The sequence below is a fragment of the bacterium genome (assembly GCA_035945995.1).
GTDB lineage: Bacteria > Sysuimicrobiota > Sysuimicrobiia > Sysuimicrobiales > Segetimicrobiaceae > DASSJF01.
This window is the reverse complement of record DASYZR010000155.1, coordinates 1-12,615: the sequence shown is the minus strand read 5'-3', so window position 1 is coordinate 12,615 and position 12,615 is coordinate 1. Positions and strand designations below refer to the sequence as shown.

13 protein-coding genes and 1 tRNA gene are annotated in these 12,615 nt (G+C 70.0%); 11 read left to right on the top strand and 3 right to left on the bottom strand.

Annotated features, from left to right (window positions below):
* The coding region (locus VGZ23_18355; GenBank protein HEV2359557.1) for a hypothetical protein at positions 1 to 822 on the bottom strand (822 nt) is incomplete at its 3' end.
* 450 nt (positions 823 to 1,272) lie between these two features.
* Between VGZ23_18355 and rny the strand changes: the two genes are divergently transcribed.
* From rny to selB, 7 genes are all read left to right on the top strand, one after another.
* A complete protein-coding gene (rny, locus tag VGZ23_18350; GenBank protein ID HEV2359556.1) occupies positions 1,273 to 2,832 on the top strand; it encodes a ribonuclease Y in 1,560 nt (519 codons plus the stop codon).
* A gap of 87 nt (positions 2,833 to 2,919) precedes the next feature.
* Positions 2,920 to 3,702 carry a TIGR00282 family metallophosphoesterase gene (locus VGZ23_18345; protein HEV2359555.1) on the top strand — a complete coding sequence of 261 codons (783 nt, stop codon included), beginning with the start codon at positions 2,920 to 2,922 and terminating at the stop codon, positions 3,700 to 3,702.
* A gap of 205 nt (positions 3,703 to 3,907) precedes the next feature.
* Complete coding sequence (locus VGZ23_18340; protein HEV2359554.1) at positions 3,908 to 4,168, top strand: stage V sporulation protein S; 261 nt, start codon at positions 3,908 to 3,910, stop codon at positions 4,166 to 4,168.
* Between the two features lie 155 nt (positions 4,169 to 4,323).
* Positions 4,324 to 5,190 carry a PHP domain-containing protein gene (locus VGZ23_18335; protein HEV2359553.1) on the top strand — a complete coding sequence of 289 codons (867 nt, stop codon included), beginning with the start codon at positions 4,324 to 4,326 and terminating at the stop codon, positions 5,188 to 5,190.
* Positions 5,165 to 5,386, top strand: a complete 222-nt coding sequence (locus VGZ23_18330) for a zinc ribbon domain-containing protein (protein ID HEV2359552.1) — start codon at positions 5,165 to 5,167, stop codon at positions 5,384 to 5,386. The genes VGZ23_18335 and VGZ23_18330 overlap by 26 nt, the downstream gene beginning before the upstream one ends.
* 10 nt (positions 5,387 to 5,396) lie before the next feature.
* Entirely contained in the window at positions 5,397 to 6,794 is a 1,398-nt protein-coding gene (gene selA, locus VGZ23_18325; protein HEV2359551.1) for an L-seryl-tRNA(Sec) selenium transferase, read from the top strand.
* A gap of 7 nt (positions 6,795 to 6,801) precedes the next feature.
* Positions 6,802 to 8,790, top strand: a complete 1,989-nt coding sequence (gene selB, locus VGZ23_18320) for a selenocysteine-specific translation elongation factor (protein HEV2359550.1) — start codon at positions 6,802 to 6,804, stop codon at positions 8,788 to 8,790.
* A gap of 92 nt (positions 8,791 to 8,882) precedes the next feature.
* Here selB and VGZ23_18315 read toward each other — a convergent pair whose 3' ends face one another.
* Together VGZ23_18315 and VGZ23_18310 are read right to left on the bottom strand one after the other, a co-directional pair.
* Positions 8,883 to 9,008, bottom strand: coding sequence for a hypothetical protein (locus VGZ23_18315; protein ID HEV2359549.1), 126 nt, complete (start codon positions 9,006 to 9,008; stop codon positions 8,883 to 8,885).
* Positions 9,009 to 9,398: 390 nt separating this feature from the next.
* Positions 9,399 to 10,442 (bottom strand): DUF3048 domain-containing protein, encoded by a 1,044-nt coding sequence (locus VGZ23_18310; GenBank protein ID HEV2359548.1) that lies wholly within the window; start codon positions 10,440 to 10,442, stop codon positions 9,399 to 9,401.
* A 130-nt stretch (positions 10,443 to 10,572) separates the two neighbouring features.
* On the opposite strand from VGZ23_18310, the gene VGZ23_18305 reads away from it, so the two are divergent.
* The 4 genes from VGZ23_18305 to VGZ23_18290 all read left to right on the top strand — a co-directional run.
* Positions 10,573 to 10,667 (top strand) — tRNA-Sec (locus tag VGZ23_18305).
* Positions 10,668 to 10,836: 169 nt separating this feature from the next.
* Entirely contained in the window at positions 10,837 to 11,490 is a 654-nt protein-coding gene (locus VGZ23_18300; GenBank protein HEV2359547.1) for a transposase, read from the top strand.
* Positions 11,465 to 12,142, top strand: a complete 678-nt coding sequence (locus VGZ23_18295) for a transposase (GenBank protein HEV2359546.1) — start codon at positions 11,465 to 11,467, stop codon at positions 12,140 to 12,142. The genes VGZ23_18300 and VGZ23_18295 overlap by 26 nt, the downstream gene beginning before the upstream one ends.
* Positions 12,143 to 12,160: 18 nt before the next feature.
* Positions 12,161 to 12,615 (top strand): class I SAM-dependent methyltransferase (locus VGZ23_18290; protein ID HEV2359545.1); only part of this gene is annotated, 455 nt, incomplete at its 3' end.

Here is a 12,615-nt window from a genome sequence, read left to right as displayed (position 1 = left end):
TTGCAAGAGGCCGTCGATGCGGAACCGCACCTTGACCTCGCGCCGGTGCGGCTCGAGGTGGATGTCGCTCGCCCCCGCGCGGATCGCCTGGTGGATGACCTGGTTGACGACGCGGACGATCGGCGCCTCCTCGACCATCGTGCGCAGGCGCTCGACGGCGATCTCCTCACTTCCCGCCGGCTCCTCCACCACTTCCGACTCAAGGACGGGTGCCGTCCTGAGCAGGGCTTCCATGTCCGCGCCGATCCCCAGAAACTGGCTGTGGGCCCGCGCGATGTCGTCGGCGCTCGCGATGATGATCTCGACGTCGAGGCCGGTCAGGAGGCGGATGTCGTCGATCGCCACGATGTTGGACGGGTCGGGCATCGCGACCACCACGCGATCCGCCGTCCGACCGACGGCGATGACGCCGTGGCGCTGGGCGAGGGCGGGGGGGATCAGCCGTGCGGCCTCGGAGTTGACGCTGTCGTCCGAGAGCTCCGCGAAAGGGAGACCCCACTGCTGCGCCACTGCCCGAGCGAGCTCGCGCTCGCTCACAACGCCCATCTCGACGAGGATGCGGCCGAGCGGACCGCGGCTCTCGCGTTGGATTCCCAGGGCCTGGGTCAGCTGGTCCTGCGTGACCGCCTCTCGGGCGAGCAAGACCTTCCCGATGGGATCGATGCGCGACTGGGTGGACTTGCCGGCGCGCGTGGCCTCGGGCGCTCGATGACCGTTGCCGTTGCTGTGGCCGTTACCGTTGGCGGAGGGCACCGGCAACGGGGTGACCGTGGTGAGCGCTTCCCCGTTCGAGGGTGCCCAGGTAGCCAGTGCCTGCCTCATCGAGCTTTCCCCCCAGGTCGTTGCCGAGTGCACCTATCGTACCTAGGCCACTCTTGACCGGCGAGAGGAGAGGCACCTCATTCATCTAGGTGCTGGTATCCTTTCCCATGGCAACTTCCACCTAAGTTTCAGAGAGGATGGTGGAGATTGCTTAGGTGATTCAGACGCAGTATTAGGGTGCTTCTATCGAGAGCTCCGGGCAATGGACCGAGACAAGAGGGAGGCGGCTTGACCCCTTTAGGCAACGCGGACTACAATATGTAAGAATAGATTAAGGTTGGCACGAAGTTTCGTACGGACGGACGCTCAGAAGTGCGTGTCTTTCCAAGGAAGGGTTCCGCCCAGAGAAGATCGATTAGGCGATCGCAGGCACGAGCCAAATCGTCGGTCCGTGTCCCGGACCGGGATGGAGGGTCTCGGAAGACCAGCGGCGACGCACATTAGGAGGGGGTGACCACCACGAGCACGGTCCAGTACTTTGTGGCCGGCGTGATCGGGTTGGCGGTCTTCCTCCTTGGGTACCTTCTGCGCAGGTACGCCGGTGAGGCCAAAATCGGCAGCGCCGAAGAGGCGGCCCGGCGGATTCTCGAAGAGGCCAGGACGGCCGCGCAACGGGAGGCGGAGAGCAGATCGCGAGAAGCGCTCCTGGAAGCCAAAGACGAGGCGTTTCGCCTCAAGCGGGACGCCGAGCACGAAATTCGGGAGCAGCGCTCCGAACTGCAACGCCTTGAGCGGCGGGTGGTTCAGCGGGAGGAGACGCTGGATCGGAAGTTAGAGGCGCTGGAGAAGCGCGACCAGGCCCTCGCGCAGCGCGAGCAGGAGGCTTCCAAGGTCAGGGAAGATCTGACGGAATTGCACGACGCACAGCGGCACGAGCTCGAGCGGGTGAGCGCGCTCACGATGGAGCAGGCAAAACAGGAACTGCTCCAGCGCGCCGAATCGGAGATCCGGCACGAAGTCGCCCAGACGGTTCGGAAGGTCGAAGCGGAAGCCCGCGAAGACGCGGATCGCCGGGCCCGGGAGGTCGTGGCGCTCGCCATTCAGCGCTGCGCCGCCGACCACACGGCCGAGGTGACCGTGTCCGTGATTCCGCTGCCCAACGAAGAGATGAAGGGGCGCATCATCGGCCGGGAGGGCCGCAACATCCGGGCCCTGGAGAGCCTGACGGGCGTCGACTTCATCATCGACGACACGCCGGAGTCGGTGACCCTGTCGTCGTTCGACCCGATCCGCCGCGAGATCGCGAAGGTGACGCTCGAGAAGCTCCTCGCCGACGGCCGGATCCACCCTGCCCGCATCGAAGAGATGCTCGAGAAAGCGCAGCGCGAGCTCGACGGGCGCATCCGGGATGCCGGAGAGCGCGCAGCCTTCGAGGCCGGGGTCCACGGGCTCCATCCCGAGGAGATCAAGCTGCTCGGCCGGCTCAACTTCCGGTTCAGTTACGGCCAGAACCTCCTGCAGCATTCCATCGAGGTCGCGCTGCTCGCCGGGCTGATGGCCTCACAGCTCGACGCCGACCCGGAGATGGCGCGCCGCGCGGGGCTGCTGCACGACATCGGCAAGGCGCTCACCCACGAGATCGAGGGCACCCACAGCGACATCGGGATGGACGTGGCCCGGCGGTATCACGAGGCGCCCGAAGTGCTCAACGCGATCGCCTATCATCACGGCGACGCCGAGGCGACCTGCCTCGAAGCGATCCTGGTCGCCGCGGCGGACGCGATTTCGGCCTCGCGGCCCGGCGCGCGCAAGGAAACCGTGGAGATGTACGTCAAGCGGCTCGAAAACCTCGAGCGCATTGCGACGTCGTTTACCGGCGTCGACCGCGCCTACGCGATTCAGGCCGGGCGGGAGATCCGCGTGCTCGTCCGGCCCCAGGAGATCGACGATCCCGCCGCCGCGCTGCTCGCGCGGGAGATGGCGAAGAAGATCGAAGAGGAGCTGGAGTATCCCGGCCAGATCAAGGTGACGGTGCTGCGTGAGACGCGCGCCGTCGAATACGCCAAGTAGGCGGCGGCCCACCCACCGGAGCGGCCCGTTTCTCCCCGCGGGGAACGGGCCGCTCCGGCGCGGGCGCGGCGGAGTAGGCGGGGTCGCGTGAATCTGCTGTTCGTCGGGGACGTCGTGGGCCGGCCGGGGCGCCGCGCCGTGGCGGAGTGGCTGCCGGCGCTCCGGCGCGAGCTCCGGACCGACTTTGTGGTGGTGAACGGGGAGAACTCCGCCGGCGGATTCGGCGTCACGCCGGAGACGGTGCGGGAGCTGCGCGCCGCCGGTGCGGACGTCGTGACCGGCGGCAACCACATCTGGAACACGCGCGAGGCGCCGGCGCTGCTCGACGGCGAGCCGCGGCTCCTGCGGCCGGCGAACTATCCCCCCGGCACGCCCGGCCGCGGCGCCGCGGTCTTCGAGGGCGGCGACGGGACGCGCGTCGCCGTGCTCAATCTCGAGGGCCGCATCTTCATGCAGCCGCTGCTGTCGCCGTTCGAGTACGCGCGCGAGGAGGTCGAGCGCCTCCGGGCGGAGACCCGCGTCATCCTCGTCGACATGCACGCCGAGGCCACCTCCGAGAAGGCGGCGCTGGCGTGGCACCTCGACGGCCGGGTCTCGGCCGTCGTGGGTACGCACACACACGTGCAAACGGCGGACGAGCGGATCTTGCCGGGCGGCACCGCGTTCATCACGGACGCCGGCATGACAGGACCGCGCGACTCGATCATCGGGATGAGCCGGGAGGGCGTGCTGCAGCGGTTCTTGACGCTCATGCCCGTGCGGTTCGAGGTCGCGGACGGGCCGGTGCAGCTCAACGGCGTCCTGATCCGGGTGGATCCGGAGACCGGACGCGCGTCCGAGATCCGCCGCGTGAACCGGCTCGAAACGTAGAACGCACATGCGCACGTATGTTCGCGCCCAGGGAGGGATTGTGAACAGGCCTCTCGAATCAGCAGGCTTCGCCGGTCGCCCTATTCATGTTGCTGCGCCACAGCCGACGCTGCCCGTTTGCGTCGTGTCCCCCGGCGGCATCGATCAACGGCGTGCGCGAGGCGCGCCGAACGCGTTCGCCACCATCGACGGGGAGGCTCGAAGCATGGACGTGCTCAAAGTCGCCGCTAAGTCGAATCCCACGGCCGTCGCCGGAGCGCTGGCCGGGGTCGTGCGCGAGCGGGGCACCGCCGAGCTCCAGGCGATCGGCGCGGCCGCGATCAATCAGGCCGTCAAGGCCATCGCCATCGCGCGCGGCTACGTCGCGCCGAGCGGCCTCGACCTCGTGTGCGTGCCGGCGTTCGCCGACGTGCAGATCGACGGCCAGGACCGCACCGCGATCAAGCTCATCGTCTCCCCCAGATAGGCGTCTCCACGCTGCGTTCGCGTCGTCACCCCCCGCGGAATCGGTCGGCGGCGTCCGCGACGTACGCTGCGCGGGCTCGGGGCATTCGTTCGCGTCGTCACCCCCCGCGGAATCGGTCGGCGGCGTCCGCGAGGCACGCTGCCTGACGGCGTAACATGCGCATTGATCTCCATACCCACAGCACGGCGTCCGACGGTCTGCTGGCCCCGGCGCGCCTCGTGATCGCCGCGCGGGAGCACGGCGTCGGCACGCTCGCGCTCACGGACCACGACACCACGGACGGGGTCGTGGACGCGGCGGCGGAAGGCCGCCGCGTCCACGTCGACGTGATCCCCGGCGTGGAGATCAACACCGACGTTGACGACTACGAAGTCCATGTGCTGGGATACTATGTGGACTGCGGCCGCCCGGAGTTTCAGGCGTTCCTCGCGCGCATGCGCGCCGGCCGCGTCGATCGGGCGCGGGCGATGGTGGACAAACTGGCGGCGCTCAAGGTGCCGGTGGCCTGGGAGCGCGTTCGGGCCCTCGCGGCCGGCGCGTCCGTGGGACGGCCCCACGTCGCCCGGGCGCTTCTCGAGGCGCGGCGTGTGGCCACCGTGCAGGAGGCGTTCGAGCGGTTCCTGGGGCGCAGCGCCCCGGCCTATGTCCCGCGGATAGGGGCGTCGCCCGAAGAAGCCGTGGAGGTAATCCGCCGGGCGGGCGGCGTGCCGGTGCTGGCGCACCCCGGCTGGGCCGCGAGCGGTCCGGTCATCGAACGGGTGCCGCGTCTGGTCGCGCACGGACTCGCCGGCGTCGAAGCGTATTATCCGGACCATACGGCGGACATGATTGCGTCGTACCTGGACGTGGCGCGGCGGTACCGGCTCATCGTGACAGGCGGCACAGATTTTCACGGCGGCGGACTGGCGACCCGGGTGCCGCTCGGCAGCGTCCCGGTGCCGCCGGAGGTCCTTCCGGCGCTGCGGGCGCGGTGGGAAACGCTAGGAGGGATCGGGAATGCGGTGTCCCCGGTGCGGGACTGACAATCCAGAGGGCAAGATCGTCTGCCGGGCATGCGGCGCGCGGCTTCGTCCCGCGGGTTCGGCGGCGGGCGCGGCGGCGCCGCGCGAGACGGAGGGCGAACTGCGCCGGCGTGTCTCGTACGACCTCACACGGATTCTATGGGTGGCCGGCGTGGTGATCGCCGTCGGCCTCGGACTCGGCTTTCTCGTGAAATAGCGGAGCGCGCGTGAGCCATCCATCGTTCCGCCGATTGCCGTCGATCGAACGGCTGCTGCAGAGCCTCGAGGCCGCCGGCGAGTTGGGGCGGCATCCGCGCCGGCTGGTCGTGGCGTGCGCGCGGGAAGCCGTCGAACGGGCGCGCCGCCGCCTCATCGAAGTTCCGGGGAGTGACGCGGCGAGCGCCGAGGCGCTGGTCGCCGACACCCGGGCGCTGCTCGCCGCACGCGCGGCGCCGTCGCTCATCCGGGCGATCAACGCCACGGGGATCGTGCTCCATACGAACCTCGGCCGGGCGCCGCTGGCCGCCGCGGCGCGAAGCGCGGCCGCCGGCGCGGCCGGCTACGCCGTGCTCGAGATCGACGCCGCCAGCGGCGCCCGAGGATCGCGCCAGACGCACGTCGCGGGACTGCTCCGCGAGTTGACCGGCGCGGAGGACGCCCTGGCCGTCAACAACAACGCGGCCGCGGTCCTGCTCGCCCTGACCGCGCTCGCGCGCGGCCGCGACGTCGTCGTCTCCCGGGGAGAGCTCGTCGAGATCGGCGGGAGTTTCCGGATACCGGACATCATGGCGGCGAGCGGCTGCCGCCTCGTCGAGGTCGGAACGACCAACAAGACCTATCTCCAGGACTACGAGGCGGCCATTGGCCCCGAGACGGCGCTGCTGGTCAAGGTGCACCGCAGCAACTTCACGATGCGCGGATTTGTGCAGGAAGTGGCCGCGGAGGATCTCGCCACGCTCGGGCGGCGCGCCGGCGTGCCGGTGCTGTTCGACATGGGCAGCGGCGCGTTCGTCGATCTCGCGGCGCGCGGTCTGCCGGCGGAACCGACCCTGGCCGCGGCCGTCGCGGCCGAGGTCGACGTCGTCACCGCGAGCGGCGACAAATTGCTCGGTGGTCCGCAGGCCGGGCTGATCGTGGGCCGGCGCGATCCGCTCACCCGCATCCGCGCGCATCCGCTGGCGCGGGCCGTGCGCATCGACAAACTCTGTCTGGCGGCGCTGGAGGCCACGCTCCGCCTGTACCGCGACCCGGACCGGGCATGGGAGGAGGTGCCGGTGCTTCGGTCGCTGGGGCGTGACCCCGCGGGGCTCGAGGCCGCCGCCCACGACCTGGCGGCGCGCGCGGCCGAGGCGGTCGGCGATGCCGCCGGCGTCGACGTGGTGCGCACGGCGGGCGAAGCGGGCGGCGGGGCCCTGCCGGGGACAGCACTCGCCTCCTGGGCGGTCGCGCTGCGCCCGAGTGCCGGCGGCGCGGAAGCGTGGGACCGGCGTCTCCGCGGGCAGCGGCCACCGGTGTTCGCCCGGATCGTCGAGGAGCGGATCCTGCTCGATCTCCGGACGTTGGACGCGGAGGACATCGAGCCGCTCCTCGAGGCGCTGCGGGCGGCCGCGCGCCACGCCGTCTGACCCCGCTGTGACCGCCTCCGGCGAAGGCCCGGCGCGCGGCGGGCGGTCCCGTGCCGCCGCCCACGCGCCTGGTGTCGCCGGCGCCGGCGTGATCGGGACCGCCGGTCATATCGACCACGGCAAGAGCGCGCTCGTGACGGCCCTCACCGGCATCGATCCCGACCGGCTCGACGAAGAGAAGCGCCGCGGCATGACGATCGATCTCGGGTTTGCCCACCTCGACCTTCCAAGCGGCCGGCGGATCGGGGTCGTGGACGTGCCGGGTCACGAGCGGCTCATCAAGAACATGCTCGCCGGCGCCGCCGGGCTGGATCTCGTGTTGCTGGTGGTGGCGGCCGATGAAGGCGTCATGCCGCAGACGCGCGAGCATCTGGACATCCTGCGGTTTCTGCGCGTCCACCGCGGTCTCGTCGTGCTGAACAAGATGGACTTGGTGACAGACGCCGACTGGCTCGCGCTGGTCGAGGAGGACGTGCGGGCGATGTGCGCCGGGACGTTTCTCGAGGGGGCGCCGGTGCTGCGGGTGTCGGCGCGGACGCGGACGGGACTCGCGGAGCTGGTCGAGGCGATCGACCGGACCCTCGACGACGCGCCGGCGCGCGACATCGCCGCCCCGGCGCGTCTGCCCGTCGACCGCAGTTTCACCATGGAGGGATTCGGGACGGTGATCACCGGCACGTTGTGGAGCGGCCGCGTCCGCGGGGGAGACATGCTCGAGCTGCTGCCGGCGCGCCGCCAGGTCCGGGTGCGGCAGGTGCAGAGCTACGGCGTCCCGGTCGAGGAGGCGCGGGCCGGTCAGCGCGTCGCCCTGAACCTCGCCGGCATCGGCAAAGACGAGGTGCGGCGCGGTGACGTGCTGGCGCCGCCTGCGGCGATCGAGCCGTCGCGCGTCCTCGACGTGCGCCTGAGGCTCCTCCGGCACGCGCCGCCGCTTCTCGACCACGGGCGCGTGCGGCTGTACCTGGCCGCGGACGACGTGATCGGCCGCGTGCGGCTGCTGGACCGGACGCGGCTTGCCCCGGGCGACTCGGCGGTCGCCCAGCTGGTGCTGGAGCGGCCGACCGTCGCGCTGCGCGGCGATCCGTTTGTCCTGCGCCGGTATTCCCCGATGACGACGATCGGCGGGGGAGAAGTCATCGCCGCGCCGGCCGCGCTCCGCCGCCGCGGGGATGCCGCCGCCGCCGAGGTCGCATCACTCGAGACCTCCGGACCGGATGCGCGCCTGCTCGCCGCCCTCCGCGCGGCCGGCCCGGCGGGTACGTCGGTCGAGGCGCTGGTCCCGCTGCTCGGCGAGGGCCGGGAGCGCGTCACGGCGGAGACGGCGGCGCTCATCTCGGACGGGCGGGCGGCTTCGATTCGCGGACGGCTCTTCGCGTCGGGCGTCGTCGGCGCGGTGCGCGACGCGATCCTACGGACGCTGGCCGCGTACCACGCCGCGCTGCCGTGGCGGCGTGGGATGCCGAGGGACGAGCTCAAGACGCGGGCGTTCCCGGTGGGCGACGACCGCGTCTACGGGCACGTGTTTGACGCGCTGGCCGCATCCGGCGAGGTGGACGTCGCCGGCGCGCTGGCGCGTGCGCGGGGGTTCACGCCCGTGCGCACCGCGGTGGAGGCGTCGGCGACCGGCGCGATCGACGCCGCGTTTCGCGAGGGTCGGTACGCGCCGCCCGACCGCGGCGAGGTCCTGGCCCGGGCCGCCGATCGCGGCGCCGCCGAGCGGATGTTCCAGGCGCTGCTCGACGACGGGACGCTCGTCGACGTCGGCGCGGGCGTGATGTTCCACCGCGACGTGCTGGCCGACGTGGAGGCACGGGTGCGCGACCAGCTGGCGGCCCAGGGAGAGATCACGGTGGCGTCCCTTCGGGATCTGCTCGGCAACAGCCGGAAATTCACGCTGACGCTTCTCGAATACTTCGACGCCCGCCGCGTCACGCGGCGGGTAGGGGACAAGCGGGTGTTTGCGCAGCGCCCGCCGGCCGCACGGCCGGCGCCGTAACGCCCGGCGCCGGGCGGCCGATACCGCCCGGCGCCGGGCCGGTTACACTGCGCGCCGCGGGCTGCGGTGCGAACCTCGCTTCGCGGTGGTGCCTAAGACCGGTCCCGCGTCACGGACGTGCTGGTGCTCGCGCCGCCGCTTCGAGAAATCGCGACAATCGCCACGATGATGATCAGCACCAGGATCAGCCCGACCACGACCGCCGTGGTCGTACCCATGCCGAGGAGCGATCCGCCCGGGGCCGACGGTTGCGCGGGTTGGGACGGCTGCGCGGGTTGGGACGGCTGCGACGGTTGCGATGGTGCCGACGGCTGCGATGGCTGGGACGGTTGCGCCGGTTGTGAGGGCTGCGCGGGTTGCGACGGTTGTGCGGGTTGCGACGGATAAGACGGCGGAGTCGGGGGCGGCGAGGTCTGCGCCAGCGCCGCCGTGCTTGCGAGCGTCAGCAGCAGAATGGTCATCAACAAGACCCGTCCCGCCGCATGTGCAGACATACCAAGCCTGTGCGGCATTATATGTCGCCTCCTTTTGCCTTGCTCCGCCCGGGAACAGGTCAATAGATTGTTCCTCAGAAGCAGGAGCGTCTAACTGCGTGCGGGAGATGCGCGCTATTCGAAGACCGGGGCCACGCTCGGCGGAATGATCTCGATCCACTGCGGGCCGCGGTTCATCGGGATCTCCGCCCCGTGTTGATCAACGAAGACTAGGCGCGCCGACCGGGACTCCTTGTGCCACGTCGCCGGAATCACCATGCCGTCCTCGACCACCCAGGCGGGCCCGCTGCCGACATCGTCGTACGTCCACGTGTCCTCGCGAATGTGCGTGCGGCCTTCGGTCCGCGGGACGACCATGACGGAAATCGTCGCCGCGTGGAGGACGATCCCGGTCCCGGCATCGACATCGGGCCGGCCGGCCAGTTCCCTGGCGTAATCGTTGGTCGTACGCCGGTACAGCCATCGGACCCGGTAGAGCGGGTCGGAGAAATCGATGGTCACGGTTTGCGCGGCCGGCCGCTCGGGCAGCGCGACGTCGTTCTTCCATATCGGGTGCGCCACGGCGGCCCATTCCGCCCAGCCGTGCTCGCCGGTGACGTCGCGCAAGGCCGCCGTGGACGTGAACATCGTGTGCTCGTAGGCGATGCCCCGGCTCGGGACTCTCCAGTAGGCACCCGAGAAGCGGAACTCGTCGAGGTTGGTGATGCGCAGCGCCGGTATGAGGTCGAGCGCATCTTCGTTGCCGCCGACATGAGCCAGGGCCGCGCCGGTTTCCAGGACGTAATTGAGAAACTGCGTGCGGATGGAGCGGACCGGCCCGACCCGGTCCACGGCCTGGGTGCCGTACAGCGCCAAGTACCGGGTAATGGGGCCCTCGGTCAGCGCCTCGTACACCCGCGACGCGCGCGCGAGTCCCCACTGCGGCCGGGCTTCTGGATGGTTTTCGACGATGACGGCGAGCGGCCGGAGCAGCGCGGCTTCACGCGGGATGGGCAGCCCGTCGAGCGGGCTGTCCACGATCGGGGACGGCTGCCCGCCGGTACGCGGCGCCTGCTCCGGCGGTTTGACAGAGTTCCGCGGCGCGCAGGCGCTGACCGCGAAGGCGGTGATCAACCCGAGCGTGATGAGGGTAGGCACACGTGTCGCGCGGTCGCTCATCGCAACGGTCCGTCCCGCTGGAATTGTCCCCAAGCGAAGTGAGAATGCGCGCGGGGTTCACGCCGCCGGACGAGCATAGCATGAAGGGGAGGGACCGACAACCGCCGAGACCGAACGTTTGCACGATCGCGGAGGGGCAGGGATCCTGGTGGGTCTCCCAGTCTTCAAAACTGGCGGCGGGCCCTTCGGGTTCGCGGTGGGTTCGATTCCCACACCCCTCCGCCACCCCAGCGCTTATTTCGCAAAGCATTCAGCGCGGTGACACGAGAATTGTCACCAGTGTCACCGTGCGGGGTGATGTGGTAGAGTCCCTGTAAAAGTTGACGGCCTGGGCTACCCTAACGGTGTCGGCAAACACCAGCTCCTTGCGGAGCAGACAGGGGAGCCCAGACCCGTGCCCAGGATAGCACCGAGCACTAAGATTCGGGAAGAGATCACCCGCTTGCTCCAGGATGGCGTGCCGAAGGACCAGAACGTGGTGGGGACGCTGCTTCGCTTGGGGGCCCAGCAGTTGGCGCAGGAGCTGCTCGAGGAGGAAGCCACGGACTTTCTCGGCCGGGATCGCTACGTCCGCCATCGCGGCGCCGAGCCGCATCGCGGGTACCGAAACGGCTACGGACCCCGACGGGTGCGGACGGCCGAAGGGGACATCCCGCTGCAGATCCCCCAGGTGCGGCACACGCCGATACCCTACCAGTCCCAGCTCCTCAGCTTCTTGCGCGGCCATACCGACGTCCTCGATCGCCTGGTGGCTGAGATGTACGCTCGGGGGTTGTCGACGCGGGACATCGAGGACACCTTCCGCGACGTCACCGGCGCCAGCCTGGTCAGCGCGAGCGGAGTGAGCGCAGTCACCGCACGCCTGTGGGAAGAATACCAGGCGTTCACCCGGCGGGACCTGTCGGGCGTTGCCGTCGAGTACTTGTTCCTGGACGCGATCTATGAGTCGCTCCGGCTCCAAGGCGGCGGGGGCGGAGGGCCTCCTGTGCGGGTGGGGCATCCTCGCGGACGGCCGGAAAGTCTTGCTGCACCTGACCTTGGGCAATAAGGAGAGCTACCGCTGCTGGCTGGGGATGCTGCGGGACTTGGTCCGCCGCGGGCTACGGCCGCCGGTGAGCATCACCAGCGACGGCGCCCCCGGGCTCCTGCGCGCGATCAAGGAGACGTGGCCCAAGAGCCTGCGGATCCGCTGTTGGGTGCATCGGATGCGGAATGTGCTGGACAAGGTGCCCGACGCCGCGCGGGCCGAGGTGAAGGCCCACCTGGTCGCGATCCGCGACGCGCCGACCTACGAGGTGGGTCGCCAAACCGCGATGGCTGTCCTGGCGCGCTTCGAGCGCACCTATCCGACGGCGATGGCGTCGCTCCGGGAGGATCTAGAAGCGAGCCTCGCTCACCTGCGCCTTCCTATCGGCCATCGAAAGTACGCCCGGACTACCAACCTGATCGAGCGGAGCTTCCTGGAAGAGCGCCGGCGCACCAAGGTCATCCCGCGCTTCTTTGATGAACGGAGCTGCCTGAAGCTCGTGTACGCGACTCTGATGCGGGCGAGTCAGCGCTGGCAGCGGATCCGCATCACGGACGCCGAGCGTGTGCACCTGCTGCGTCTCCGTCAGGAGTTAGGGCTCAAGCTCCACCTGCTCGTGCCATCAAAGCGCCATGCGATCAAGCGTTCCAAGAAGAGGATGGTGGCGGCTTGACTTCGAGGGAGGCATGCCGTGAGTAACATCGAAGGCGAGTACCTGTTGGCCGGAGGGGCCGCCGAGCTCGAGCGGTTGCGGCTCCAGGCACGAGTGTGGGAGCCCGAAGCGGAGGCGATGCTCGATCGGATCGGCGTCGTCCCCGACGCTCATTGCATCGACCTCGGCTGCGGAGCAATGGGTATTCTCGGGCCGCTCAGCCGGCGCGTGGGACCATCGGGCCGCGTCGTGGGCGTCGATGTGGATGCAAAGCAGCTCGCGGGTGCGCGGGCGTTCGCGAAAGAGGCCGGCCTCTCGAACGTCGAGATTCTCGAGCTGGACGCGTATCACACCAGGCTTCCCGCGCAAGCGTTCGATCTCGTACACGTCCGGTTCGTGTTTGCCCCGGTCGGCCGGGAAGAGGAACTGCTCCTGGAGATGCTCCGGCTCGTCCGGCCAGGCGGCATCGTTGCGATCCAGGAGCCTGACGCGTC